At 49.3% G+C, this 24,640-nt stretch carries 21 protein-coding genes and 1 tRNA gene; 15 read left to right on the forward strand and 7 right to left on the reverse strand.

Annotation, left to right across the window (positions count from 1 at the left end):
* The first annotated feature begins 161 nt into the window (after positions 1–161).
* Together H6F93_RS28610 and H6F93_RS35480 are read left to right on the forward strand one after the other, a co-directional pair.
* Complete coding sequence (locus H6F93_RS28610) at positions 162–518, forward strand: hypothetical protein (RefSeq protein ID WP_190688534.1); 357 nt, start codon at positions 162–164, stop codon at positions 516–518.
* 173 nt (positions 519–691) lie between these two features.
* Positions 692–2,371: a sensor histidine kinase gene (locus H6F93_RS35480; RefSeq protein WP_347277371.1), complete on the forward strand. Its 1,680-nt coding sequence runs from the start codon at positions 692–694 to the stop codon at positions 2,369–2,371.
* 109 nt (positions 2,372–2,480) lie between these two features.
* Here H6F93_RS35480 and H6F93_RS28620 read toward each other — a convergent pair whose 3' ends face one another.
* Positions 2,481–3,164 (reverse strand): sugar transferase, encoded by a 684-nt coding sequence (locus H6F93_RS28620; RefSeq protein WP_190643319.1) that lies wholly within the window; start codon positions 3,162–3,164, stop codon positions 2,481–2,483.
* 333 nt (positions 3,165–3,497) lie between these two features.
* Here H6F93_RS28620 and chlG point away from each other — a divergent pair, with 333 nt between their 5' ends.
* The 3 genes from chlG to psb35 all read left to right on the forward strand — a co-directional run bounded on the left by chlG (position 3,498) and on the right by psb35 (position 7,631).
* On the forward strand, positions 3,498–4,565 hold the full coding sequence (gene chlG, locus H6F93_RS28625; RefSeq protein WP_190688537.1) for a chlorophyll synthase ChlG: 1,068 nt from the start codon (positions 3,498–3,500) through the stop codon (positions 4,563–4,565).
* Between the two features lie 343 nt (positions 4,566–4,908).
* Entirely contained in the window at positions 4,909–7,347 is a 2,439-nt protein-coding gene (locus H6F93_RS28630) for a transglycosylase domain-containing protein (protein WP_347277372.1), read from the forward strand.
* Between the two features lie 89 nt (positions 7,348–7,436).
* Positions 7,437–7,631 carry a photosystem II assembly protein Psb35 gene (gene psb35, locus H6F93_RS28635; RefSeq protein WP_190643322.1) on the forward strand — a complete coding sequence of 65 codons (195 nt, stop codon included), beginning with the start codon at positions 7,437–7,439 and terminating at the stop codon, positions 7,629–7,631.
* A 200-nt stretch (positions 7,632–7,831) separates the two neighbouring features.
* Here psb35 and H6F93_RS28640 read toward each other — a convergent pair whose 3' ends face one another.
* From H6F93_RS28640 to H6F93_RS28655, 4 genes are all read right to left on the reverse strand, one after another.
* Positions 7,832–9,121, reverse strand: coding sequence for a Glu/Leu/Phe/Val family dehydrogenase (locus H6F93_RS28640; RefSeq protein WP_190688540.1), 1,290 nt, complete (start codon positions 9,119–9,121; stop codon positions 7,832–7,834).
* A 298-nt stretch (positions 9,122–9,419) separates the two neighbouring features.
* A complete protein-coding gene (locus H6F93_RS28645; RefSeq protein WP_190643324.1) occupies positions 9,420–10,499 on the reverse strand; it encodes a beta-galactosidase in 1,080 nt (359 codons plus the stop codon).
* Between the two features lie 244 nt (positions 10,500–10,743).
* The gene (locus tag H6F93_RS28650; protein WP_242042339.1) at positions 10,744–11,136 is read right to left on the reverse strand and encodes a helix-turn-helix transcriptional regulator; all 393 of its coding nucleotides are present in this window, start codon (positions 11,134–11,136) and stop codon (positions 10,744–10,746) included.
* 125 nt (positions 11,137–11,261) lie between these two features.
* A tRNA-Thr gene (locus H6F93_RS28655) sits at positions 11,262–11,333 on the reverse strand.
* Positions 11,334–11,525: 192 nt separating this feature from the next.
* Between H6F93_RS28655 and H6F93_RS28660 the strand changes: the two genes are divergently transcribed.
* On the forward strand, positions 11,526–12,548 hold the full coding sequence (locus H6F93_RS28660) for a ParM/StbA family protein (RefSeq protein WP_190688543.1): 1,023 nt from the start codon (positions 11,526–11,528) through the stop codon (positions 12,546–12,548).
* Complete coding sequence (locus H6F93_RS28665; RefSeq protein ID WP_190643396.1) at positions 12,530–12,787, forward strand: hypothetical protein; 258 nt, start codon at positions 12,530–12,532, stop codon at positions 12,785–12,787. Before H6F93_RS28660 ends, H6F93_RS28665 begins: the two co-directional genes overlap by 19 nt.
* Before the next feature lie 71 nt (positions 12,788–12,858).
* On the opposite strand, the gene ggt is transcribed toward H6F93_RS28665, so the two are convergent.
* The gene (gene ggt, locus H6F93_RS28670; protein ID WP_190688547.1) at positions 12,859–14,415 is read right to left on the reverse strand and encodes a gamma-glutamyltransferase; all 1,557 of its coding nucleotides are present in this window, start codon (positions 14,413–14,415) and stop codon (positions 12,859–12,861) included.
* Positions 14,416–14,804: 389 nt separating this feature from the next.
* Here ggt and H6F93_RS28675 point away from each other — a divergent pair, with 389 nt between their 5' ends.
* Positions 14,805–15,335: a GTP-binding protein gene (locus H6F93_RS28675; RefSeq protein ID WP_190688549.1), complete on the forward strand. Its 531-nt coding sequence runs from the start codon at positions 14,805–14,807 to the stop codon at positions 15,333–15,335.
* Here the strand turns inward: H6F93_RS28675 and H6F93_RS28680 are convergent.
* Positions 15,332–17,158 (reverse strand): ABC transporter ATP-binding protein, encoded by a 1,827-nt coding sequence (locus H6F93_RS28680; RefSeq protein ID WP_190688550.1) that lies wholly within the window; start codon positions 17,156–17,158, stop codon positions 15,332–15,334. The genes H6F93_RS28675 and H6F93_RS28680 overlap by 4 nt on opposite strands.
* 208 nt (positions 17,159–17,366) lie before the next feature.
* Here H6F93_RS28680 and H6F93_RS28685 point away from each other — a divergent pair, with 208 nt between their 5' ends.
* The 7 genes from H6F93_RS28685 to H6F93_RS28715 all read left to right on the forward strand — a co-directional run bounded on the left by H6F93_RS28685 (position 17,367) and on the right by H6F93_RS28715 (position 24,638).
* Complete coding sequence (locus tag H6F93_RS28685; RefSeq protein ID WP_190688552.1) at positions 17,367–19,031, forward strand: ABC transporter substrate-binding protein; 1,665 nt, start codon at positions 17,367–17,369, stop codon at positions 19,029–19,031.
* A gap of 37 nt (positions 19,032–19,068) precedes the next feature.
* A complete protein-coding gene (locus H6F93_RS28690; RefSeq protein WP_190688554.1) occupies positions 19,069–19,290 on the forward strand; it encodes a hypothetical protein in 222 nt (73 codons plus the stop codon).
* A gap of 37 nt (positions 19,291–19,327) precedes the next feature.
* Positions 19,328–20,338 (forward strand): ABC transporter permease, encoded by a 1,011-nt coding sequence (locus H6F93_RS28695; RefSeq protein WP_190688556.1) that lies wholly within the window; start codon positions 19,328–19,330, stop codon positions 20,336–20,338.
* Between the two features lie 69 nt (positions 20,339–20,407).
* The gene (locus tag H6F93_RS28700; RefSeq protein WP_190643331.1) at positions 20,408–21,295 is read left to right on the forward strand and encodes an ABC transporter permease; all 888 of its coding nucleotides are present in this window, start codon (positions 20,408–20,410) and stop codon (positions 21,293–21,295) included.
* A gap of 150 nt (positions 21,296–21,445) precedes the next feature.
* Positions 21,446–22,648, forward strand: a complete 1,203-nt coding sequence (locus H6F93_RS28705; protein WP_190688558.1) for a WD40 repeat domain-containing protein — start codon at positions 21,446–21,448, stop codon at positions 22,646–22,648.
* 29 nt (positions 22,649–22,677) lie between these two features.
* Positions 22,678–23,577, forward strand: a complete 900-nt coding sequence (locus H6F93_RS28710) for an ABC transporter permease (RefSeq protein WP_190688561.1) — start codon at positions 22,678–22,680, stop codon at positions 23,575–23,577.
* Positions 23,578–23,708: 131 nt separating this feature from the next.
* Positions 23,709–24,638, forward strand: coding sequence for an ROK family protein (locus H6F93_RS28715; RefSeq protein WP_190688563.1), 930 nt, complete (start codon positions 23,709–23,711; stop codon positions 24,636–24,638).
* Positions 24,639–24,640 lie beyond the last annotated feature (2 nt).

Here is a 24,640-nt window from a genome sequence, read left to right on the forward strand (position 1 = left end):
AAAGCAGTCTATTTAGGAATTACAGGTGGGTGTAGGAGTGAGGAAATGTAAATTGCTTCCTTCCTTTTTAGGAGTGCTTGGTTAAGGTTACGTCTCAGTATCACAAGCAACATTCGGAAGCAATTTTATTGGCTTAATCCCATTTAATTTGGAGTTGAAAGATGAGTAAAACAATCGTCAATTTAACTTTACCTGTAGTAGTGGAAGAAGCTGAGGATGTACTTGATACTTACCCTTATCATCCTTATCAGCAGGCATTTTCAATTCCTGATTTACGGAAGAAGCTAATTTCTTACGTACTCTGTCGGGTACCTGGAGTGTACACAGTAGTTGAAGAAGCCGACCAAGCAGCGATGAATCCTAAGTCCTTGTGCAATTCTTTGGAACAGCGAACTCAGATCGAGAATTTGGTTCGTCAAGGGATTGATCACATTTTCCAGGAGAATATGGATTGGATCGAGCGTCATATTCCCCAGGAGACAAATTCTGCTTTTGCCCCGTCTAATTGGTTTGGTTGAGGTTTTGCTGAAGCAAATGTAAATTAAGTGCAGGAGATAGTTCGCTTGCACGGGGATTGCGACTAACTCAGTTCGGTTTTGCGGGTACACCTAATCAGCACATGCCGTTATTGTCGTAATAGAGGACAACGTAATGCATTTATGTGTTCCTAACGACTATCTGGGTAAGTCAGGTGTATAAGTGGTATTTGCCAACTCTAGGTGAAATTTTAGCGGTGAGTGAATCAGCTCAAACCGCTGAAAGGTCTGGTTTTGAGGCACAGCGACGAGTTAGAGCAGAACGAGAGTGGTGTGGTGCGATCGCCGCTCTCAACTCTTTGCTCCAATCTAGATCGGTAGCTACTCCTGATGGTTTAGCTGCTTCAGCTAATTCAGCTAATTTAGAAGAGACAGCTTCCCTTAAACGAGAAGAGCAAGGGCTAGTTTTGTCGGGTCCTTTGCCTGTACTAGACCAGCCAAATCTGGTTTCAAGTTTCTCAACCTGGACATTTACGACTGAGCCCATGGGCGCTTTGAGCCTGATGCCGTTTCAGTTGCTTCCGGCGGCTGGCAAGGTGACTCAATCTCGCCCTACTTCTTCGACGCTGCCTCTGTTGCCCAATGATCCGCTGGCAGCAGAGCAGTTTTGTCTGGTCTTAACTTCTGAGTTTAGCCTGGTGATGGTGTTGGGTGAAGATGCGGATGCCAAGCCAGCCTTTTTGTTTTCGTTTGAACCTGAAGTCGTCTGGCAGTCTTGGCGATCGCTGCAATCACGCTTGCTGCTGACTAATCCTCAATCTTTTGAACATCTGGATACGTTGGTCAAGCAATTTTTGCCTAAGCCACCGGACTACCGATTGGTCATGCAATTTAGCCAACTGATGTTGGCACACCTGCCTGAGCCGCTGGACTGGGAGATGGGAGGCGATCGCGCTGGCGTACCGATTCGACAAGTTTCTTACACCCTGTCTTCTGCCAACCAATCGTCTACATCTCAGGGGCAGAACGACAACCTGACAGTCGGGACAAAGCCAAATACTCGTCATCCTCTGTCAAAACCAAATCAGCCCTTGAAGATAGCTACTAAAGGGCGACCGTATGATTCTTCATTAGAGAAACTGGCTCAAGCGAAACTTGGCTCAGACGCAGAGCTGTTGCAGGCGATCGCCCATGAAGTTCGCACGCCTCTGACCACCATTCGCACCTTGACTCGGCTGTTGTTAAAGCGAAAAGACCTCAGCCCAGATGCGGTTAAACGGTTGGAAGTCATCGACCGGGAATGTACGGAGCAGATTGACCGCTTTAGCTTAATTTTCAGGGCGGTCGAGCTAGAAACATCCGCTGTTAAGCATCCGTTAAGTCCGTTGGCAGCAATTTCCCTGACTCAGGTGTTTCAGGACAATGTACCTCGCTGGCAAAAGCAGGCGAGTCAGCGAGGATTGACGCTAGAAGTCATCTTGCCGCAAAAGCTGCCACTGGTGGTCAGTGATCCAACCATGTTAAATCAAGTGCTGACTGGGCTAATGGATCAAATCACCCATAGTCTGCCGTCTGGAAGCCACATTCAGGTGCGAGTTATGTTGGCGGGACACCAGCTCAAGCTACAGCTTCAGTCTCAGCCTAAAGACGACGTAGAAAGCTCAAACGGAAGAGGCTCTAGGAAAACGGTACAGTCGAGCTTTGCAACTGGGCTTAAATCTGTGGGTCGATTGCTGATGTTCCAGCCCGAAACAGGTAGTCTCAGCTTAAATATGTCAGTTACCAAGAATTTGTTTCAGGCACTGGGCGGTAAGCTGATTGTGCGACAGCGTCCTGAGCAGGGAGAGGTGTTGACGATCTTCTTGCCTTTGGAGACTAAAAGGCTTGAAGAGTGAGAAGTCCAAAAATTAGGGCCACAGATGGAAGGGCACTCCACGGAGCGGAGTGCCCTTCCATCTGTGGCCTCTTTCTAAAGCAACGTTATAACTTTTCCCAGAAATTGCTCTAGCAAGCACCAGAGCGACGAGAGAATAGGATTTGAACCGTTTTCCAGATGATCACCAGGTCATACATTGGGTTCCAGAGGCTCTGGTAGCGCAGATCCAGGTCTACGATGTGCTCAAAATCTTTGATTGAAGAACGACCGCTGACTTGCCATTCGCCCGTCAATCCGGGTTTGACGTTAAGGCGCTGCCAGTGGCGATCGCCATAGTGCTTAACCTCATCAGAAGTAGGAGGACGAGTTCCTACGAGGCTCATTTCGCCAACCAGCACATTCCAAAACTGGGGCAGCTCATCCAGGCTGGTCTTCCGTAAAAACTTCCCAACTTTAGTAACTCTGGGATCTTGTTCGTTTTTGAAGATCATTCCCTTAGCTTCGTTAGCAACCTGTGCCTTGAGTAGGTCAGCATTGTCAACCATCGAGCGAAACTTGCGGATTTTGAAGCGGGAACCCTGCAAGCCAAAGCGCTCTTGCTCATAAAAGACTGCACCGGGGCTGTCTAGCTTGATGGCGATCGCAATTGGGACAAACGCTACCGCCAAAATTAGCAACCCCACCAGGCTACCTACGATATCAAGCAACCGCTTGAAAACGGAATAAGCTGACGGATGAACGTCTCTTCCCAACTGAATGGAAGGTGCTAGAGAGTTTGAGAGGGTTGCCTCTGAGACTGTATATTGGGTCATCCTAACCTTCCTGCCATCAATGCTTGAAAACAATGACCGTGTAAATACTTAAGAAGCTATCCAAAGAATATAGTCTGCTCTCCAGAACGGAGGAGAGGGTGACACCCAGTCTTTGCAGAAACTTGTCATTGAGAATCAAGATGGCGGACGTTTGTGAAGTTTATGTAAAGCTTAGGAATCAGATTGGTATCATTCAATCCAATTGGAAGTTAGAAGAGCCCTTAGAAGATTCGTGCTTTTGGCAGGAAGTCTTTTACGCTATTACAGGAAGTCTTCTACGCTATTAAATGAAGCGTTCTTGATTCTCAAGCTTTTTCATATCGGATTAACCTCATGGCTGAACCCACTTCCCCTCAGTTTTCGGCAGACTCATCAGAGCAAATTCAGGACAGCCCCCTTGATGGCGTAGATCCGAATTCACCCCTAGAGGCTGCTACACCCGCTGCTGTAAACCGTAGTGGCAAAGCCCGTCAGCTTTTAGGCATGAAGGGTGCAGAAGCTGGAGAAACTTCGATCTGGAAGATCCGGCTGCAGCTAATGAAGCCGATTACCTGGATTCCATTAATTTGGGGCGTAGTTTGTGGGGCAGCTTCATCGGGTGGCTATACCTGGACGCTGGAAAATGTGCTGCTGGCTGCTGCCTGTATGCTGCTGTCTGGCCCGCTGCTGACTGGCTATACTCAGACGCTAAATGATTTCTACGATCGCGATATTGATGCGATCAATGAGCCTTATCGCCCCATTCCTTCTGGTGCAATTTCCGTGCCTCAGGTGGTGGTTCAAATTCTCGTTTTGCTGGGTGCTGGGTTAGGTGTTGCCTTCCTCCTCGATGTATGGGCAGGTCATGAATTCCCTACAATTGCAGTGTTGGCGCTGGGAGGATGTTTCATTTCTTATATCTATTCCGCTCCACCGCTCAAGCTCAAGAAGAATGGCTGGTTGGGCAATTATGCGTTGGGAGCTAGCTATATTGCGCTGCCTTGGTGGGCAGGTCATGCTCTGTTTGGCGATTTGAATCCGACAATTGTAGTGCTGACGCTGTTTTACAGCTTGTCGGGGTTGGGCATTGCGGTTGTGAATGATTTCAAGAGTGTGGAAGGCGATCGCCAACTCGGTCTCAAATCCTTACCCGTGATGTTTGGCATTGGTACGGCTGCTTGGATTTGCGTCTTGATGATTGACGTATTTCAATCTGGGGTTGCAGCTTATCTAATTAGCATTCACCAAAATCTCTATGCTGTCATCCTGATTTTGCTGATCATTCCGCAAATTACGTTTCAGGATATGTATTTCTTGCGGAATCCCGTAGAAAACGACGTAAAGTATCAAGCTAGCGCACAGCCATTTTTGGTTTTTGGCATGTTGGTTACGGCTCTAGCACTTGGACATGCAGGAGTTTGAGGGCGTTGAGGTGCAATTCATACCATCAGTTCTGGTCAAATTCGCTTGTGGAATTCAGGCTTTAGCCCTTAGACTTTAGACCGACTAAATTCTAGTTTCCAGGTTTCATTGATCCGAGCCAATTCTGAGCAGCTAAGGATGAATTCATTTGTTGATGCACTAGACTTAACGATAATTCGTCCGGAGGAACCAGGAAATTGTGCTGTAGCTGTGAAGGGAGCGATCGCCTTCCAACCCAAAGCTGCAACCTGGAACAGACTAGATACACTGGGGTGTAGATTCTTCCCAAGCCCTATAGATCGACAGAAGCGGCTTGGCTTGTGGTGGTGCGAGAGGAACTGAAGTGGCAGATTTTATTTCCAAGCTCAAAGCCATGTCGGCTAAGTTCAACAATTCTGGTTCAACTCAATCTAATAGGGCATCTGGCAAGTCTGGCAGTTCGCGTCAAAATCCTTCTGCTAGACGAAGTAGGCGGCGCTCAAAGTCTCCTGCTGCCCCGTTGTTTGCAAAATTGCAGTCAATGACCAACTCTAAACTTCGTCGCCGCTCGGAGTCTCCAGGGCAGGGTACTCCCCAGCCCGGGCACAAAAAGCCGCTCTATCGGCGTTGGTGGCCCTGGGTATTGCTGGGACTTGGCGCTGGCGTTGTTGGTAGCGGAGTTTATGCCTATCGAACGGTGCAGGCTGTTGATCAAAAGCTGCCTGACACGGGCAACATCTTGACTTTTGTACGCGATGGAACGATGACCATCAAAGCAGCGGATGGCACCATCTTGCAGCAGCTTGGTCCCGCAACTCGCGATAAGCTGACTTTTGACCAGATTCCGCCGCAACTGATCGAGGCATTTCTGGCGGCAGAGGATCAGGATTTCTACGAACACAACGGGATTGATTATCAGTCGATCGCCAGAGCAGTTATCGCCAACGTTTCAGCAGGTGAATTAGTAGAAGGTGGTAGCACCATCACCCAGCAGTTGGCCCGAATCGTTTTTCTCTCTCAAGAACGTAGCTTTCAGCGAAAACTGCGGGAGGCCTTACTGGCTCAGAAGATTGAGCGCGATTTAGATAAACAGCAAATTTTAGAGTACTACCTTAACCTGGTTTATCTCGGATCTAGTGCCTATGGAGTAGCGGATGCAGCCTGGGTCTATTTCAGTAAAACTGCCGATCAGCTAACGCTGTCAGAGATGGCGATGATTGCAGGCATGGCTCCGGCTCCTAGCGTTTATTCTCCGTTGGTTGATCCGGTAGCGGCTGAGCAGCGGCGCAACGTGGTGCTAGCCCGAATGCTAGATTCAGAATTCATCACGCAAGCTGAAATGGATGCGGCGATCGCCACTCCGCTAACGGTTAACCCCAGCATTCCAAAGCGGCTTTACAGCGAGATTCCCTACTTCACCTCTTATATTCAGCAACAGCTTCCCCTGCTTATTCCAGAAGAAGAACTGAAAGTCGGTGGTCTTACCGTTGAAACAACCGTGAACCTGGAATGGCAAAGAATTGCTCAAAATACGGTGAGAAATGCGATCGCCAACTACGGTCCGGGGCAAAACTTTGAGCAAGCAGCCTTGGTTTGCATCGACCCGCGCAATGGCGAAATCAGAGCCCTGGTTGGGGGTGATGATTTTGCTAAAAGCCAGTTCAACCGAGCAACCCAAGCACAGCGGCAACCTGGTTCTACCTTCAAAACCTTCGTTTATACAGCAGTGATCGCCTCTGGTTCTTCTCCATACAAGAGTTATGTAGATGCCAAATTTGTTGTAGACGGCTACGAACCGCAAAACTACAGCAGAGGGTATAGAGGCAGCGTTTCCATTCGAGATGCTCTAGTTTCTTCGATCAACATCGTTGCAGTCAAAGCCCTGATTGATGTTGGGTTTGACCCCGTGATCAGGATGGCAAGCAACATGGGGATTAAATCAGAATTGTTGCCCACCTATTCGCTGGCTTTGGGAGCCTCTGAGGTTAACCTGCTAGAGCTAACCAGTGCCTATGGCACCCTGGCAACGCAAGGAAATTATGCCGAACCACACGGCGTTGTTAGAGTCATCAATCGCTCTGGTGAAGTGATTTATGAATCGGAGGTTGAACCCAAGCGTGTGGTGGACGAAACCAGCGCAGCCATCATGACCTGGATGCTGCAAGGAGTCGTCCAAAATGGAACTGGAGCACGAGCTCAACTGGGTCGCCCGGTCGCTGGAAAAACGGGCACTTCTGAGGAAAGAAGGGATCTTTGGTTTGTCGGCTACACACCTCAGCTTGTAACTGGCGTTTGGTTAGGAAATGATGACAGCCGCCCAACGTACGGAGCCAGCAGTACGGCTGCTCGTACCTGGCGGGACTTTATGGGTACGATTGTGCAATGGCTACCGGTTCAAGAATTTCCTGAACTACCTCGACTAGAAGGGCGTAGGGGCAGTATTGAAGCTGATCCTGTGCGACCAGGACGCGTTTCGGCAAGCAGTGCTAGGAATAATGATAATGACGACGACGAGGGCGGCGATCGCACCGAGAGACGATCTGAGCCTTCGCGGAGAGAGCGATCGCGCAGCAATGAGGAAGAGGAGAAGACCGAGGATTTGCGAGAGCGCTTGCGAGATAGTGGCGATTCCGGTGACTCTGGTGGTGACTCAGCTCCTGCTCCCGCTGCTCCGCCAGAGGCTGCTGCCCCTGAACCTGCTCCCGCAGCAGAACCCGCCCCACCTGAACCATTACCTCCTGTAGTTGTGCCAACTGAGCCCGTCTCCGAACCTGCACCGCCACCAGAAGCCGCAGCAGAGTAAGCGTATCGATGGATACCTAGAAAGGTGGATGTATTCTTTAGCGTTTTTTTGTATGTTTATCTAATGTTTTATAGAGGAGCTGATAGCCAATGACTTTAATGACGGAAGTTGCCGGACCTCATTTTCCAATTTCCGCTACGCTAGTTTACGTCGTCGGGTTTATTGCCGCTGTGACCATTGGTTCGATCGCCTGGTATAACTCGAAGCGTCCTCCTGGCTGGGAAGGCAAAGAGCGTCCAGACGTTGTACCTAAAGTTGACAAAGACCAGAACCCTGGTCTCTAAAGTCGGTTTTGCAACCGACGGCTAAGTTCGTAACTTATATCAATTTTTAATCGAGGAAGCAGTGGCGGAAGTGTACATACTTCCGCTTTATTTTTAAGTCACACTCACGTTATACCAATTCCAAGAAGGGGCTACAGGTGGAAGTCACCCTGCCAAGCGGGGTGCCCTTCTACCTGTAGCCCCTTCTTAGAGAAACGTTATTACGGATAAAGTCCTCGGTCGATCAGAGCTTGAGCAACCCGCCCTACCCCTAGCATGTATGCGGCAAGCCTGATTGGCACCTGTCTCATCTGGGACTGCTCCATTACCTGCTGAAAGGCGTGGACAATTAATCCTTCCATTTCTCGGTTAACTCGTTCTTCATCCCAAAACACGTAGGAAAGTCCTTGCACCCACTCCAGATAACTCACCACTACTCCGCCTGCGTTTGCCAGGATGTCTGGAAGAACGGTTACTCCTCGTGCCTCTAGTGCCCGGTCTGCTTCTAAGGAAACTGGTCCGTTTGCCGCCTCTGCAACGATGCTGGCTTTTACCTGGTCAACATTGTCCGTAGTAATTTGGTTTTCTAGAGCGGCTGGAATGAGAACATCGCACGGTAAAGCCAGTAACTCAGCATTGCTAATGGGAACGGAGCCAGGAAAGCCTTTCAGGTTTTTGTCATGTTCTGCAGAGTAGGCCTTGAGCGCTAGAATGTCGAGCCCATCTGCCGCAAAAATTCCGCCAGAGCCTCTAGATACTGCCAGGATTTTAGCTCCAGCTTGATGTAGCAATAGAGCTGCGGCACTGCCAACATTTCCAAAACCCTGGATGACAATGCGGGAATCGGCGATCGCCCTTCCCTGCTTTGCCAACGCTTCCCGTACCACAATCATCACTCCTCGTCCGGTAGCCATTTCGCGCCCGCGCGACCCACCAATTGAAATGGGCTTACCCGTTACTACTCCTGGCACCGCATGGCCCACATTCATCGAGTAGGTGTCCATCATCCATGCCATTTCGCGGGCTGAGGTGCCCACATCAGGAGCCGGGATATCAACAGATGGGCCAATGTCTTTAATTAACTCACTGGTATAGCGGCGCGTAATCCGCTCCAATTCATTCACGCTATAACGATTGGGGTCGAGCGCAATTCCTCCCTTGGCTCCACCATAAGGAATGCCTAACAGCGCACACTTCCACGTCATCAGCATGGCCAGCACCGAAACCTCTTGCAACGTTACGGCTGGGTGATAGCGAGTCCCGCCTTTATAAGGTCCAAGAATATCGCAGTGCTGAACGCGATGTCCCGCAAAAACCCGCACTTCGCCATTATCTAACTTGATGGGAATGGAGACAGTGACGACCTTACGCGGATTGCTCAGAATAGTTAGAACACCTTGATCTAAATGCAATTCTCTAGCTGCCGCCTCAAGATAGCTACAGGCTTGATCGGCTGGGCAAATGTGAGCTGGAGAAGGTGCTTCTAACGGTACCAGCGGTGATAAAACCATAAATCTTCTCGCAATCGTGGAATTCCACGAACTGAATGTCTATTTATTGATCCCTATGGCCAGACTAGCCGTTTTTCTAAAAAATATTCTATTTTGTAATCTTTGTTACTGTTTATTTTTCCAGTTTGTCCATCTGTGGTCGTGGTAGACCTTCAGCATGAATGGTAGCGCGGCTCCGCTGCGCTACCATTCACGCCTTAAGAAGTGATTCAGAGGTCTATTGAATACAGAGGAATACAGAACAGGGCAAAAAAGGGGCTACCCGATCAACAGTCAGAACAATGATATTTGTGGGATATCAAACTTCCTGGATAGATTGAGAAGGTGCTTTTGATAATTGTTCGATCGTGTTCCACCAGCGATCGCGCCCATTTTGTTGATGCCAGTACCAGTATTCGCACCCCCACAGCAAAATAGTGCGATAGCCTAAATCCACTAACAGGTTTACAAGCCCAGAAGTTTGTTGGGGAGATGAACTGGGATACTGAACAGCATCCAGGGCAACAAGGTGATTCGGTTCCCAAGGTTCCGCTTGTGCTTCCGAAACCCATGCTTCTTTGCCGCTCGTAGACAGTTGTTGTTGCCATGCATTGAGTTTGTACCAGTATGCAGGGGATGGTTGTAGGTAACTAGATAGATTGCCATCTGGAACCTGTGTGTAAACATTGATTCCAACTGCATCAGCAAGCGATAGGCTTTCCTGGAATGCTCGATCGTCCTCATTCGAGCCTGCATCGGGTAGTGTAATTGCATTAGTTAGCAACAGTTTCTGTCTCGGCAGCGCTAGTGTACGGGCTAACTCAACCTCTTGACGCACAAATTCATAGCTCAAATAACGCCCCGATGTAATGGCTAGTCGAGTGAACGGTTCATTCTCAATCTGCCAGTATTTAAGATTGGGCGCATCGCGGGTATGTTCAATAACTTTTTGAATGAAGCGTAATGTGTAATTGGCGATCGCTGCATTGTGATCAACAGGTTGAGAAGTGATAGAAGTATCCTGTTGGGCAGCTAGCCAACTGGGGAAGTGAAACTCTGGCCAGCGTGGTGCTTTCATGCCAACTGTAAGTATCACTTCGATTCCGTGTCTGTGGCTTTCATCAAGTAACCAATCAAGAGTCGTGAAATCAAACGAGTTCTCTAATGGCTCAATCTCATGCCAGTAGCTACATAAGCGAATTCTCTTAAGTCCAAGAGAGCAAATCTGACGAAAGGCTTCTTGATAGTTCAAGTTAATGTATTGGCACTGAAGTTGGCTAAACGTTGTTCCAACTTGAGTTTGACTTTGAGTTAGCAATTGCTGCAAATAAGGCAAGGCAACTACTTTACCTGTATCAGATACTACGAACCCAAGCAGAGTGGACACCGAGAGTGCCATAAACTGTCTTCTATAAGTCAAGTTGAACTACCTCACTCTCGAAGAAATATCTTTTATAGATACTCACTTATGGATACTCATTTGCAATCTGTGCCCTGTTGACTGCTCTTCTACTGAATGGCTTTATGATAAGGGATAATTCTGAGCAGGAAACCGCATTTTCGTGCTCAATTAAACGCAGCGACAAGAGCACAACAGATGTGAGACAGACGTTTTACGGAGCCTGAAGTAGACCTGTGAAGAACTAAGTTGAACCAATTTTTGCGACTTCTCTTAGCCGCTCCACATCGCGCATTGGGGGTGCACCAAACTGCCGCTTATACTCTCGGTTAAAGTGTGAAGGATCGTCATACCCCACCTGGTACGCCGCAGTGGTCGCGTCCAGATTTTGCCCCAGCATTAGACGGCGAGCCTCCTGAAGCCGCAGTTGCTTTTGGAACTGCAAAGGACTCATGGCAGTAACCGACTTAAAGTGATGATGAAAGCCCGAAACACTCATGCCAAGCTCTCGTGCAATGTTTTCAATCCGAAGCGGCTGGTTAAAGTCTTTACGAAGGCGATCGACCGCTCTGGCGATGTGGTGCGTGTAGCCACCGAGAACGGCAATCTGACGCAGCCGAGCCCCTTGCTCTCTCATTAGAAGTCGATAAATCGCGACGGATAGTTATAGTCAGTGATCTCCACGTCGAAGGTTCGGCTTGCCAAGCAGATTGCAGAGTGATGCTTTATTTGTCTAAATAAAGCATCACTCTACAACCTTAAAGCCGATGGCGGGATTTGAACCCGCGACCGCTCGATTACGAATCGAGTGCTCTACCACTGAGCCACATCGGCACAGACAGTAGATAAGTATAGCAGTCTTCCTTGCCAAGTTTCTACAAAGCGCGTTGAGAGATTGAAGAATTTGTAGATGAAGCTTCCATAACAGTTAGTCAACGTCCGATGACCCACATCTTTGTCTATGGTGCTATAGTACATATGTACTGATGGGGGCAAACCTGCACACCTGGAAACAGGGGGAGACATATGACTATAGGTACCAGACAGAGAAGAGTTAGTAAAGATCCAACTCCTGTGACGGCGACTCGAACCCTGGCACTGGATGCGGGTAACTATGACCTTAAGTTTTATGACGGCACGGGGCATCCAAAGGCGATTCGGTCTGTACGTTTCCAGTTACCTCAAGGTCGAGATGCTGTTCGTTATTCTGAAGCCTCGCCTCTCATTGCGCTACCTGATGGTACACGGTGCCACTTTGGCGCACAGGCTTATAAATACAGAAGGCAGCAGCAAACTGTAGTCGAAAACAAAGTTGAGCTGGCAAAGCTACACTTGTACGCTTGTCTCGAACCTACAGGTGCAGAAGTTTCTGAGTTCCCCTTAAACCTTTACGTTTCTACTCCTGAACCTGCTAGAAACGAAGACGCGATTCGAGAGCAACTTTTGGGACTGCATGAGTTTGTTCGGAATGGCGTTGAGTTTCGGGTCAATGTAGAGCAGGTTGAGGTTGAGCGGGAAGGCATGGGGGCTTACCACTACGCGCGTAAGCAGGGACACATTCCCAACAACGGATACACGATTGTGGTTGATATTGGGGGAGGAACTTGGCTAACTCGTCTGGTTGATGCAGAAGGTGACGTGATTGATGAAAACGTCATGGATCGGGGCGGAACTTATGAGTTAGCTGCGTCGATTAGCTTCGACAGACGATTGACCGATATTCTCGGCACAACCGCAGACCCCAGCATTGTAATGGATGGCTTTCGGGTAGGACATACCTATGCAGATACCGAGTTAACTTGGGCACCCTGGCTGGAAGAGCATTTAGATTCCTGGTTTAAAGGAATTTTTCAAACCATCAAGGCTCAATATACGCCCTACATGGCGAGAGTGACCCGATTTTTGGTGACAGGGGGAGGTTCTCACCTGATCGCAGAGCGGTTGGCAGGGCGGAAATTGTTTGCTGTGATGGGTGATCCTCAGTTTGCAAATGTTCGTGGTTTGTTTCTTTTATCTAACGATACACAGCTATGTATGACAACAAAGTAAGGCTAAGCCAGGATGTCCTTGATAAGGCTGAACTCATTGCTGCCGAGTGGGGACTCAAAAATGCCCGTGCTGCTGTGGAAGCAGTCTTCCGTCGCTACTCAGATGAGTATCTGTATGGACGCGGGAAGTCTATGGATGAAGCGTCAAATGTTCACTTTTTGGACTCGACTACGTTTAACCAAGGACCGAGCAGCGGATGTGAAGCACTGAATGAGTTAGAAGACTTATTGGCAATGTAAGCCACAATTTTCAATTTTGTAGAGACGTGATTAATCTTTGCCTTTGGATTAATTGCGTCTCTACAAGAGGATTAACTGGTGGCAACTGAACCGTTTCGGCGGCGATCGCCCGCTCCACTAATTGTTCCATCATGGTATTGCATCACACTATGTACTCCACCAAAAAACATATTATGGTTTTCCCATAACACCAGTTCTCCATTAAAAGGAAAAGATGTTTTCTCAAAGTCTGAGTGGTGAAAGCCGGGCTCCAGGCTTAGCACATCATTCTCCCAATGCATCCGAGAACTGTTGACTGCATTATCTACCGACATATCAAAATCAATGATGTTGGAGATGACTTGAAGGATAGCAGTCCTGATTCGATTGGAGCCACCAGAACCTAAAACAATCTCAGGCTGGTCTTGTTGTAGCACCATCGTAGGTGCCATCATTGAAGAGATTCTTACATTGTTTTGCCACTGATGAAACCCAGTGGGATGTAAATCTGCTTCGCCCAACATGTTGTTTGTCATCACTCCAGTTCCAGGAATGACATGAGAAGAGCCTTCCCCATTGGATGAGGTGACGCTAGCGGCATTTCCCTCTGCATCAACAACACTCAGGTGCGTTGTACTACCCCACTTATTGGTTACAGGAGTGAGTTGGTTAGCGTATTGGCTGATATGTTCAGAAGACAGAAAGTTTTGTGCTACATCGGGTTGATATAGGTTGGCATCATATCCATCTGTTCGAGCTTGATTGGTCAAGCGTATTGCATTGGATAGAATTTTCAGATGTTCAGTTGTGCCAAAGCCAACGGTAGATAAGTCTAACTGAGATAGTAGTGATAAGGTAAATGCGATCAGGCTGCCGCCAGAACTAGGGGGAGGGTTTGTTAAAAGTGTGTTGCCTCGGTAGCTAGTCTTTAAGGGTTTCCGTTCAATCACCCGATAATTTTTGAGATCTTCTAAAGTTAAATATCCTCCGTTTTCCTGACAATCCTTAACCAGTTGTTGAGCGATTTCGCCTTCGTAGAAGGCTTCAACTCCTTCTTCTACCAAACAATTTAAGGTGTCTGCCAGATCTGGAATTGCAAAGGTTTCGCCGGCTTGAAGTAACGCTCCATTAGGAGCAAAAATCTCCCGCGATCCTGCGGTACCCAGCAAAATCGGTTCTAAAATTTTTAGACAGTAGGACTGAAAATCATCTAACAGGACACCCGTTTTAGCGTAGTGAATTGCAGGTTCAACAATTACCTCAAGCGGTAGTCTGCCCAATCGTTTATGAACGTGGAAAAGCCCTTTTGCAGTTCCAGGGACGGCGATCGCCCCTAGTCCAACATGAAACTCTTGAGCAACGCTGCCAAAATTGACTGAAACAGGACAAAAATCAATGTCTTTAACGTCTCGCTTTTGACCTGGAGTTTGAGTGAAAAAGTCAAATAAAATGTTTTCGTTGTGCTGCGTATGAGCAAGTAGAAAACCACCACCTGCCAAAGAAGTGAGCGTTGCTTCTGTGACACATGAGGCTAAAACTGCGGCGACTGCTGCATCAAACGCATTTCCACCTAACCGCAACATTTCCATTCCCGCTTCAGCCGTTTGCAAATTTCCAGCCGCGATCGCCCCACGAGTTTTCTGAATCATATAGCTGTACTAAGTAAGTAGACCTCATTAAACACTGTTGAAAAAAATGGGGGAGTACCCCGTTCCTTGTATTTGTTCATTTACTTAAATTTCTTAGAAAAACTGAAAAATACTAAAAATGTACCTTTCGTAAGGTTCAGGCGTAATTCTTAATTTAAATTAATATTTGACGAATGGGTAGCTAAAAACCAGCGATATTGCGGAGTCAATATCGAGTTGAATGCTGAGACGCAATTGCCCCAAAGTTTTTATAACAGCTACATAGCACTTTTAAAGTGAAAACCCTTGAGATTTTCTGACCATTTCTGGGTAAAAAAGCTTAAGGATCAACCAGAAACCCCCTTTCACTTTTGTGGAATTTGGTGAGCTACCCAAGGAGCAAAACTTAAATGGAAATTCTACGTGTTGTTGTTACAGGCACCACGGGAGTCGGAAAAACAAGCTTTATTCGTGCGGTTAGCGAAATCGATGTTGCTAGTCTAGAGCGACAACCCACGAATATTGATTTGCAGAAGCAAAGTATGTCAACGCTCGATTTTGGTCGGCTGACCTTTGGCGATTATCAAATGCTGCACTTGTACGGTATTCCCGAAAGTCCTCATCTGGATTTTATGTGGGACATTTTACTGCGTCGAGCCCATGCCTGTGTGGTTTTGGTGGATGCTCAGCGTCCCCGAGATTTTCGCTCGACTCGTCGTATTCTGAGTAACTTGAGTCGGCGGAGCAAGGTGCCCATGATTGTTGGTCTGACTCATGCAGATTGTCCAGATGCGTGGACACTTGCTAATGCAGAGCTAGCCTTGGGTCTTAAGAGCGATCGATATTGCTCGCCTCTGGTCATCGTTAATGCAACACAGCCAGAGTCAGTCCTGAGAAGTTTGTTAATTCTGACTCGTGAGATGATCAATGTTCCAGCTTAGGAACGAAAGCTGTTTACTTTCGCCGATCGCTGTGTCTGTCTTGCCTGAAGATCTTCTAGCCGAGTATCGGGAATTGCCTGGATCAGTTGGCGTGTGTAGTCCTGCTGAGGTGTGTTGTAGATTGCGTCAGCGGCTCCAATTTCCTCGATTTTGCCCTGGTTCATCACCATAATGCGATCGCTGACGAATTTCACCACGCTTAAATCATGGGAAATGAAAATATAGGTCAAGCCAAAATCTTGCTGCAAATCTTTCAACAAGTTGAGTACCTGCGCCTGCACAGATACATCCAGGGCAGAAACCGACTCGTCGCAGATAATGAAGCGTGGCTGGCAAACCAGGGTGCGGGCAATGCAGATTCGTTGCTGTTGCCCACCAGAGAATTCGTGAGGCATCCGGTGCATAGCGCTGCCGTCTAGTCCAACTCGCTCCAAGAGGGCGATCGCCCGCTGCCAGCGATCGTCTCGCGAGTTGCCGATGTTGTGAATCACCATTGGCTCAATTAGAGCAGCACCAATACTCTGACGCGCATCCATTGAGCCAAACGGATTCTGAAACACGATCTGCATTTCCCGTCGCAGCCGCCTCATCTGAGCAGCATTTAGGTTAAACACGGATTGTCCGTCAAAGATGACTTCTCCTGAAGTTGGTTCAATTAGCCGGAGCAGCACTCGACTCAGCGTCGACTTGCCGCAGCCCGATTCACCGACCAGACCCAACGTTTCTCCGGGGTACACGTCAAAACTGACATCATCGACTGCATTGAGCATGGTTTTACGACCAAACAGCCCCGTTCTAATCGGAAAACTTTTGGTCAGGTTGCGAACCGAGAGCAGCGGTTTTTGTTGAAGTAGACTGTGATATCGGTTGTCACGCTCGGTTGTGGGCACTTCCGACCAAAGTGTTTCCGTTTGATTGGAGTCAAGCGTTTTAGCGAGAATTTCGAGTTGTCCTGCCGGGTTGGTTTGTACCTGCATGAAGTCTGCGACCGTAGGCAACCGTTTTAGCTGCTGATCGGGGCGAGGACGGCAACTGAGTAGCCCTTTGGTGTAAGGGTGCTGAGGCTGAGCAAACAGCTCATAAACATTTGCAGTTTCTACAACTCGACCGCGATACATCACCATGACGCGATCGGCAATTTCGGCGACTACGCCCATGTCATGGGTGATGAATAGGATCGACATGCCCCGGCGATCGCGAATTTCCCTCAGCAACTCTAGAATTGTGGCTTGAATCGTTACATCTAGTGCTGTGGTTGGCTCATCTGCAATCAGCACTGCCGGATTGCCGCTCAGCGCCATTGCGATCATGACTCGTTGCTGTTGCCCGCCTGAAAGCTGATGCGGGTATCGGTTCATCATCGCTTCTGGGTTGGGCAGCTTGACTTCTCGAAACAGATCGAGCGCCCGCTTTTGGGCTTCCTCCTGGGAAACTTCCGCATGAAGCAGAATTGCTTCCACCACCTGATCGCCGCAGGTAAAAACTGGATTCAGGGAAGTCATCGGCTCCTGAAACACCATTGAGATTTGCCCACCTCGGTAGGTGCGGCGATCGCCTGCTAGCAAACCCAGCAAATTTACAGGCTCTGCTGATACGGAGCGAGGATCGTGAAACCAAATTTCTCCATTAACCTGAACAGATTTGGGCAACAGCCCGATCGTTGCCAGGGAAGTGACTGATTTACCTGAGCCAGACTCACCCACAATTCCCAGAGTTTCACCCGCTGCCAGAGTAAAAGATGCATCTTGCACCGCTCTCACAATGCCTGCATCGGTAGGGAAACTGATAGACAGATTGCGGACATCCAGAACAGGAAAGTTCATAAACTTGGAAGGCGATCGCGAGTGGTAAGTATCTTCACAATAGCCGCTATCAATACTAGAGCTAGAACAGTTGCTTCATTTATCACAACTGATACAGTTTGTTGCCAGTTCATCCCTCTAGCATTGTCCGGTGTAAATTGAATTTCCAGCTAGATCCGCCAAAAAAACGGAATCTTTAATAAAAAACTTTCAACTAAGCGAGGACAGCATGATCAGACGATGGAAACGATGGAGGCGGTGGCAACCCGTGCTGCTAAGCATGGTGTTTGCTCTAACCATAGTTCTTTCAAACTGTGGTGGCTCTCCAGACGCGACTGATTCTCCAGAAGCAAGCAGCCCTGCCGCATCTTCAGAACAGCAGGCACTTGTGTTTGGGCTGGGAGGACAACCTGCCAACCTCGAACCTGGCAATATCACGGACAACAATTCAATTTATGTACACGAACAGATTTACGATCGCCTGGTTCACTTTGAACCAGGAACCACTTCTCCTGTCCCAGGTTTAGCTACAGAGTGGTCGGCTTCAGAGGATGGTTTGACCTGGACGTTTACGCTACGGGAAGGGGTAACGTTTCATGATGGCACTCCTTTTAATGCGGAGGCAGTCAGAGTTAATGTTGAGCGTTGGTGGGACCCGGCTAGTCCAACCGGATATCGCGATGCGGGCAGAGGATACGAAATCTGGCCCGGTTTATTTGGCGGCTTTAAAGGAGACGAAGCCTCTTCACTGGTGTCCCTAAATGTAGTGGATGACTACACCATCGAGTTTGTTTTGAATCAGCCGTTTGCTGCTTTCCCAGTGGCGATCGGTTCTGGTTATTTTGGCATTGCTAGCCCGACCGCGATCGAGGAAGCTGGACCAGATTATGGAACTCCTGGATCGACCGCAGTTGGAACTGGTCCTTACGTTTTGGACGAATGGCGATCGGGCGATCGCGTCATTCTCTCAGCCAACCCTGACTATTGGGATGGAGCACCCGCTGAAGAGCAGCTTGTCGTCCGCTTTATCACTGACCCCTCAGCTCGATTAGCTGAGCTAAGAGCCGGAAGCATTGACTTTACGGTAGAGCTAGCGCCAGACCAGCTTCAGGAAATTGAAGGTGACGATAATCTAGAAGCAGTTTTCCGCGAATCCTTCAATGTTGGCTATTTAGGACTAAATACTGGCTTTGAGCCGCTGGCAGATGTGCGAGTGAGGAAGGCGATCGCCTTAGCAATCAACCGTCCAGAAATTGTTAGTGCTTTCTGGGGTGAGCTAGGCGTATCTGATCCGCACTTCTTGCCTCCTTCCATGGAAAACTTCAACGCTAACGACCTGGAAGTTTATCCCTATGACCCAGAACAGGCAAAGCAACTGTTGAGTGAAGCGGGCTACGCCGACGGCTTTGACCTGGAAATGTACTACATGCCTGTTTCTCGTCCTTACTTTCCTACGCCCAAACCGATCGCTGAAGCATTTGCGGCTGACCTGAGTGCGATCGGCATTAACGTCTCGTTACAAACCAAAGACTGGGCTGTCTACATCGAAGACAGCAAAAAGCTACCCGGATTTCAATCCTTCATGTTGGGTTGGACAGGCGACTATGGTGACCCTGATAACTTCTACTACTATCACTTTGGACCAGGTGGCACCACTGATATCGGTGAATGGAAAAGCGATCGCGTAATTGAGCTACTCAATCAGGCTCGTGCCGAAGACGACCAGGGTGCAAGGGAACAGGCATACGCTGAAGTAGACAAAATTCTCTACGACGAAGTTGTGCGAATTCCCATCGTTCACTCACAGCCCCTCCTAGCACAGCGCACCAACATCCAGGGTTGGAACCCTAGCCCCTTAGGATCTGAACCCTTCAACACGGTTAGCAAGGAATAAACCTTTTAGGGAACAGCGCCTTCAGGACGGAGGAGTGATGAAGCAGTGTAGGGGCGTGGCATTCAGGCAAAAGCTCTATTGCAGAGCAGAGCTGCCGAATGCTGCGCCCTTAAAAATTTGGGCATTGCTGATTTGGGCTATGAATTGCGTAGGGGCGTTTCGCGAAACGCCCCTACAGGTGGGATCAATGCCCGTGGATCATACTCGCATTCAGCAACACCAAAATTTGCTGCTCCCTATCTTTCGCTTTTTGCAATGAGTTTCACGCTTGGAGTTTTGCTAGCAAATAGCTAATCATGCTGCGATACATCGTTGGACGACTGCTTGGGCTAGTGCCCGTATTTCTGGGAATTACCCTGCTCGTATTTACCCTGCTCCATGCAATTCCCGGTGATCCGGCCGTGTTTTTAATGGGAGAAAGGGCAACGCCTGACCAGATTGCTGCCTTTCGAGAGCAGATGGGGTTAAACGAACCATTGCCCATTCAATACTTCACTTTTTTAGGAAGCGTGCTGCGGCTTGATTTTGGTAACAGCATCGTCACCGGAATTCCGATCGCCGCTGAAATTGGACGACGTTGGGCAGCCAGTTTTGAATTAACTGCCTCCGCTGTGCTGTTCTCAATCTTGGTTGGAGTGCCAGCAGGAATTATTGCCGCAGTTCGTAAAAACAGTTGGGTAGATAACCTAGCAATGACGGTTTCGCTGGTCGGCGTTTCCATGCCTGTCTACTGGTTAGGCTTGCTGTTGATTTACCTATTTGCGGTGAATCTAGGCTGGCTGCCGCCCAGCGGACGAATTGGCATCAGTGAAGGGTTTGGCTTTCAGCCGATCACGGGCTTCTATGTGCTGGACGCGCTATTGCGGTTCAACTTTACGGCGCTGAGAGATATTTTGGCTCACCTGATTTTGCCTGCGATCGCCCTTGGCACCATTCCTTTGGCGATCGTCGCTCGCCTCACTCGCAGCGCCATGCTAGAAGTCCTGTCCCAAGACTATATCCGCACCGCCAGAGCAAAGGGCCTCTTAGAACGCTGGGTCATTCTCAAACATGCGCTCAAGAACGCCCTTTTACCCGTAATCACTATCATTGGGCTGCAATTTGGCACCCTGCTCAGCAGCGCCGTCCTCACCGAAACCATTTTCTCCTGGCCCGGCATCGGCGAATGGATTTACGGCGGCATTCTCGCCAGAGACTATCCGGTTGTTCAAGGAGGTGTAGTTTTCGTTTCCATCACCTTTGTCCTGATCAACCTCCTGGTCGATCTCTCCTACGCCTTCTTTGACCCCAGAATCCAATACAAATAATAACCCTAGCCTCCAACCCCCAACCCCTAGCCTCCAACCCCTAGTTCCCAGTCCCTAGCCCCTCTACTCATGGAAACCCTTTCCCCTGAAGTCTCCACACAGGCTGCATCGAAACCTTTACAGCGCGTTTATCGCCAGTTCCTTAAATCTAGTTCTGGCAGAATTGGGCTATTTCTCACAGTGGCGTTGCTGTTGCTGGCAGTGCTGGCTCCGCTGATTCGTCCTTATGATGCTGCGACAGCACGAAACTATGCCTCTCGCCTCAGCCCACCCGATTTGGAATTTTGGCTGGGTACAGATGGATTAGGGCGGGATATGTTAACCGCAATTTGGTACGGCATTCGCATCTCGCTAACGATTAGCTTGATTTCGGTGGGGTCAGGTCTGCTGATTGGCACTTTTTTAGGAATGGTCGCAGGCTACTTTCGAGGCTGGCTGGAAACGGTGATCGGTTGGGCTACAGACATTTTGCTGGCTTTTCCGCCCACTTTGCTGGCGATCGCCGTCGTCACCGTCACCGGCCCTAGCCTTCCCAGCGTCATGATTGCGGTTGGCGTAGTCCAAATTCCGATCTTCATTCGCCTGACCCGCAGCATGGTGCTATCTCTACGCGAACAAGACTTTATCCAAACCGTCAGAGCTTTTGGTGCAACTTCCGATCGCATCATCATTAGCCACATCTTGCCAGCCAGTCTTGCTCCTCTTATCGTGCAGGCGACTCTGGCATTGGGTACGGCAACCCTGGAGGCGGCTGGTTTAGGATTTCTGGGTTTAGGTGCAAAACCACCGACACCAGAGCTAGGCACGATGCTGTCAGACTCGTTTCGAGGCGGTTATTCCCTTTCCTCGCCCTGGACAATTGTGTTTCCGGGTTTAGCAATTACTCTGATTGTTCTGGCATTTAACCTGCTGGGGGATGGTTTGCGCGACAGCCTTGATCCTAGGGCAAATCGTTGAGATGCCAGTACTTTTTGGATGAGTTATCTTGGGGCTGACTTAGACAGGCACGATGACAGAAACCAAAAATTGTTTCGGCCATAGATGCCCCGGTAAAGACGCGATGGAATTACGTCTCTACGAATAAGCTTCCAAAAAGATAAAACATCTATGCAGTTTAGAAAAAATTTGGGCTGGCTGCTTCCTTGGATTGGTCTAGGCGTTCTTGCTGCTTCAGCATTAACCGTCAAAGATCAAGCGATCGCCAGTGCAGAAGCAGAAACTCCCTCACCGACGCTAGTATGGACTGCTGCTGCCGATCCGCATGGTGAAGCTGGGACTTCAGAAACCGCAGAATTTTCTCCAGATAGTCAGTTTATTGTCTCAGGTGGGGGAGACGGCAAATTTCGGCTGTGGCGGGTTGCGGATGGCTCCCTAATTTGGGAAGGAGTTTACTGGGACGGTTCGCTCGATGACAAACAGGGCGAAGTTGAAGCAGTTTTCTTTTCACTCGATGGTGAGCAAATCGCGGTTTCAGGCAATACTGACGGCATTAAAATTTATCGAGCCAGGGATGGTAGCCTTCTCACCACTCTAGAAGGAGATGGCGCAGACGGAATTGCTTTTTCTCCAAATGGACAGTTTTTTGCTGCCCCCAGTCACGGCAACAACAGTCAGGTGAAGATGTATGACCCAGGCGACTGGTCCTTGCGATATGGCGATCGCATCTCGCACCGTCGGGACATCAACTCCATCGACTTCACCCAAGATAGTGAGTATGTCCTGTCAGGTTCAGCCGATCGCACCGTTAAAATTTCTCGCACCTCGGACGGTCGCCTAGTCAGAACTGTCCGGGCGGCAAACAATGGCGGCTCGGTTAAGTCTGTTCGCCTTTCGCCTGATGGAGAGTTAATCGCCACTGCTAATGGTAATGAAGATGTCGCTAAAGTCTTTCGCTTTGACACAGGCGAACAGATCGCCGAGCTAGAGCATGGCACCTCTTTGGTAGAAGCCGTTGCCTTCTCGCCCGACGGGAAATATCTCGCTACGGGTGGCGGCGGCTCGGAACGTCAAGACCCCAACGAAAACTTTGGCTTCAGACTCTACCGCGTCTCTGACTTCAGCCTTCAACAGCAAATCACTGAACATACCCAAGGCGTGGAATATATTGATTTTTCACCGGACGGGCAGTACATAGTAACAGCCAGTGAAGACGGTACAATCAAGCTCTGGTCAATCTCTAATCCAGAACAAAACTCTCTTCAAAGCTTACTCAGTAACCCGAACGCTAAAACTGGTGCAACAATGGCGATCGCCCTCATGTTCCTTGGAGCAGTTCTACAGTGGCGACGCACCACTCACAAGCAACCCTAATCTCTCCCTAGCCCCTTCCCTACTTCCCAATGACCCCTACCAGGCTCCGCTTTCCCCGCTTCCTCCAGGGCTCCCAAAACCCCAGTCTCTCCGTCCAGATGATGTGGGTGGGCATCGTTATTACCCTGCTGTTTTTGTTGGTCGCGCTCTTTGCTCCAACCATAGAATCTTGGGGCTGGTTGCGAAACCCAACCGAGACTTTGACGAATCCGTTACACCAGCCCCCCTCATCTGAATATTGGTTTGGCACCAGTCGTCAAGGGTACGACGTTTTCTCACGGGTGCTATTTGGGGCGCAATCGGCAATGCTGGTTGTCGTATTGGCAACGGCGTTGAGTCTGGCGATCGGGGTTCCGCTGGGAATGTTGAGTGGCTATCTGGGCGGCAGGCTTGATCGGGTCTTGGTGTTTCTTATGGATACCATCTACACTTTGCCCGGACTCTTACTTTCAGTGACGCTCGCATTTATCGTGGGGCGAGGTGTATTGAATGCGGCGATCGCCATTAGCATTGCCTATATTCCGCTGTATTACCGGGTCGTCCGCAACCACACGGTCAGCGTTAAAACCGAAGTTTTCATTGAAGCAGCCCAGGCAATGGGAGCTTCAACCTGGACGGTTTTATCCCGCTACCTGTTTTTCAATGTGATCCAGAGCGTCCCAGTTCTGTTCACCATGAACGCCGCTGATGCCGTTCTCACGCTAGGCAGCCTTGGCTTCCTCGGTTTGGGACTACCTGAACCCACTCCCGACTGGGGTTCTGACCTGCGTCAGGCATTGGATGCTCTACCCACCGGAATCTGGTGGACAGCCCTATTCCCCGGTTTGGCATTGACCCTTCTAGTGGTAGGACTTTCCCTCATTGGCGAAGGACTGAATGAATGGGTTAATCCATTACTACGGCGAGAAAATTGGAGCCAAAAGAATTAAGAACTCAAAGTCTCCACAAAATTCCTAATTTCCGTTTTCAACGAAGTATTAACAACCCCTAGCCTCCCCGTATAATTGGCAGTCAGGTAAGCCGCAAGTTAACCAATCCACTGCACTGAGTAGCTCAAAATATGGGGAATCCGAACGCCGCCGATTGCCAGCATTCCTGTCAACACGTTATTGGGGTTGATTTAGGTGGTTCAGCGATTAAACTGGGACGCTTTGGGGCGGACGGCACTTGCCTTCAAACTTTGACTGTGCCGACTCCACAGCCCGCCTATCCAGAACTAGTACTGGCAGCAATGGTAGAGGCGATCGCCCAAATTGATCCGCTGGGGCAAAGTGGGGCGATCGGCGTTGGCACTCCTGGCCCGACCGATGCGGAAGGGCGAATTGCCAGAGTCGCCATTAACCTGGAGGGTTGGCACGATATTCCATTAGCAGACTGGCTAGAGTCGAAACTCAGCATTCAGACTACCCTTGCCAACGATGCCAACTGCGCTGGATTAGGAGAATTTTGGCTGGGATCAGGTCGCTATTTTCGCAATCTGATTTTGCTGACGCTAGGAACGGGTGTTGGCGGAGCCGTGATTCTAGATGGCAAACTGTTTACTGGACATCATGGCACCGCTGGAGAGCTAGGACTGGTGACGCTCAACATGGACGGGCCAGAATGCAATAGCGGCAATCGTGGCTCTCTAGAACAGTACGCTTCGATTCAAGCCATTCGTCGCCGCACGGGGCTAGAGCCTGATGAGCTAGGTCGCAGAGCCAAAGCCGGAGATGCTGAAGCGATCGCCTTCTGGCAAGATTATGGTTGCCATTTGGGAGCAGGTCTAGCGAGCCTGATCTATGTCCTCACGCCCGAAGCGGTAATCATCGGTGGCGGTATCAGCGCGAGTGCTGAATACTTCTTTCCTGCGACGCTAGCGGAAGTTGAGCGTCGAGTTTTGCCCAGTTCCCGCACGGGTCTACAGCTATTGTCAGCTCAGTTGGGCAACAAAGCAGGGATCGTAGGAGCCGCAAAATTGGCGTGGCAGAAGGTATTGGCAACGGGGTAGCC

The organism is Leptolyngbya sp. FACHB-671 (assembly GCF_014695745.1).
Taxonomy (GTDB): Bacteria; Cyanobacteriota; Cyanobacteriia; order Elainellales; family Elainellaceae; genus JAAUTN01.

Coding starts and splice junctions, on each gene's coding strand:
- H6F93_RS28610 (WP_190688534.1), top strand. CDS start 162: ATGAGTAAAACAATCGTCAATTTAACTTTACCTGTAGTAGTGGAAGAA.
- H6F93_RS28620 (WP_190643319.1), bottom strand. CDS start 3,164: ATGACCCAATATACAGTCTCAGAGGCAACCCTCTCAAACTCTCTAGCA.
- chlG (WP_190688537.1), top strand. CDS start 3,498: ATGGCTGAACCCACTTCCCCTCAGTTTTCGGCAGACTCATCAGAGCAA.
- psb35 (WP_190643322.1), top strand. CDS start 7,437: ATGACTTTAATGACGGAAGTTGCCGGACCTCATTTTCCAATTTCCGCT.
- H6F93_RS28640 (WP_190688540.1), bottom strand. CDS start 9,121: ATGGTTTTATCACCGCTGGTACCGTTAGAAGCACCTTCTCCAGCTCAC.
- H6F93_RS28645 (WP_190643324.1), bottom strand. CDS start 10,499: ATGGCACTCTCGGTGTCCACTCTGCTTGGGTTCGTAGTATCTGATACA.
- H6F93_RS28650 (WP_242042339.1), bottom strand. CDS start 11,136: ATGAGAGAGCAAGGGGCTCGGCTGCGTCAGATTGCCGTTCTCGGTGGC.
- H6F93_RS28660 (WP_190688543.1), top strand. CDS start 11,526: ATGACTATAGGTACCAGACAGAGAAGAGTTAGTAAAGATCCAACTCCT.
- H6F93_RS28665 (WP_190643396.1), top strand. CDS start 12,530: ATGTATGACAACAAAGTAAGGCTAAGCCAGGATGTCCTTGATAAGGCT.
- ggt (WP_190688547.1), bottom strand. CDS start 14,415: ATGATTCAGAAAACTCGTGGGGCGATCGCGGCTGGAAATTTGCAAACG.
- H6F93_RS28675 (WP_190688549.1), top strand. CDS start 14,805: ATGGAAATTCTACGTGTTGTTGTTACAGGCACCACGGGAGTCGGAAAA.
- H6F93_RS28680 (WP_190688550.1), bottom strand. CDS start 17,158: ATGAACTTTCCTGTTCTGGATGTCCGCAATCTGTCTATCAGTTTCCCT.
- H6F93_RS28685 (WP_190688552.1), top strand. CDS start 17,367: ATGATCAGACGATGGAAACGATGGAGGCGGTGGCAACCCGTGCTGCTA.
- H6F93_RS28690 (WP_190688554.1), top strand. CDS start 19,069: ATGAAGCAGTGTAGGGGCGTGGCATTCAGGCAAAAGCTCTATTGCAGA.
- H6F93_RS28695 (WP_190688556.1), top strand. CDS start 19,328: ATGCTGCGATACATCGTTGGACGACTGCTTGGGCTAGTGCCCGTATTT.
- H6F93_RS28700 (WP_190643331.1), top strand. CDS start 20,408: ATGGAAACCCTTTCCCCTGAAGTCTCCACACAGGCTGCATCGAAACCT.
- H6F93_RS28705 (WP_190688558.1), top strand. CDS start 21,446: ATGCAGTTTAGAAAAAATTTGGGCTGGCTGCTTCCTTGGATTGGTCTA.
- H6F93_RS28710 (WP_190688561.1), top strand. CDS start 22,678: ATGACCCCTACCAGGCTCCGCTTTCCCCGCTTCCTCCAGGGCTCCCAA.
- H6F93_RS28715 (WP_190688563.1), top strand. CDS start 23,709: ATGGGGAATCCGAACGCCGCCGATTGCCAGCATTCCTGTCAACACGTT.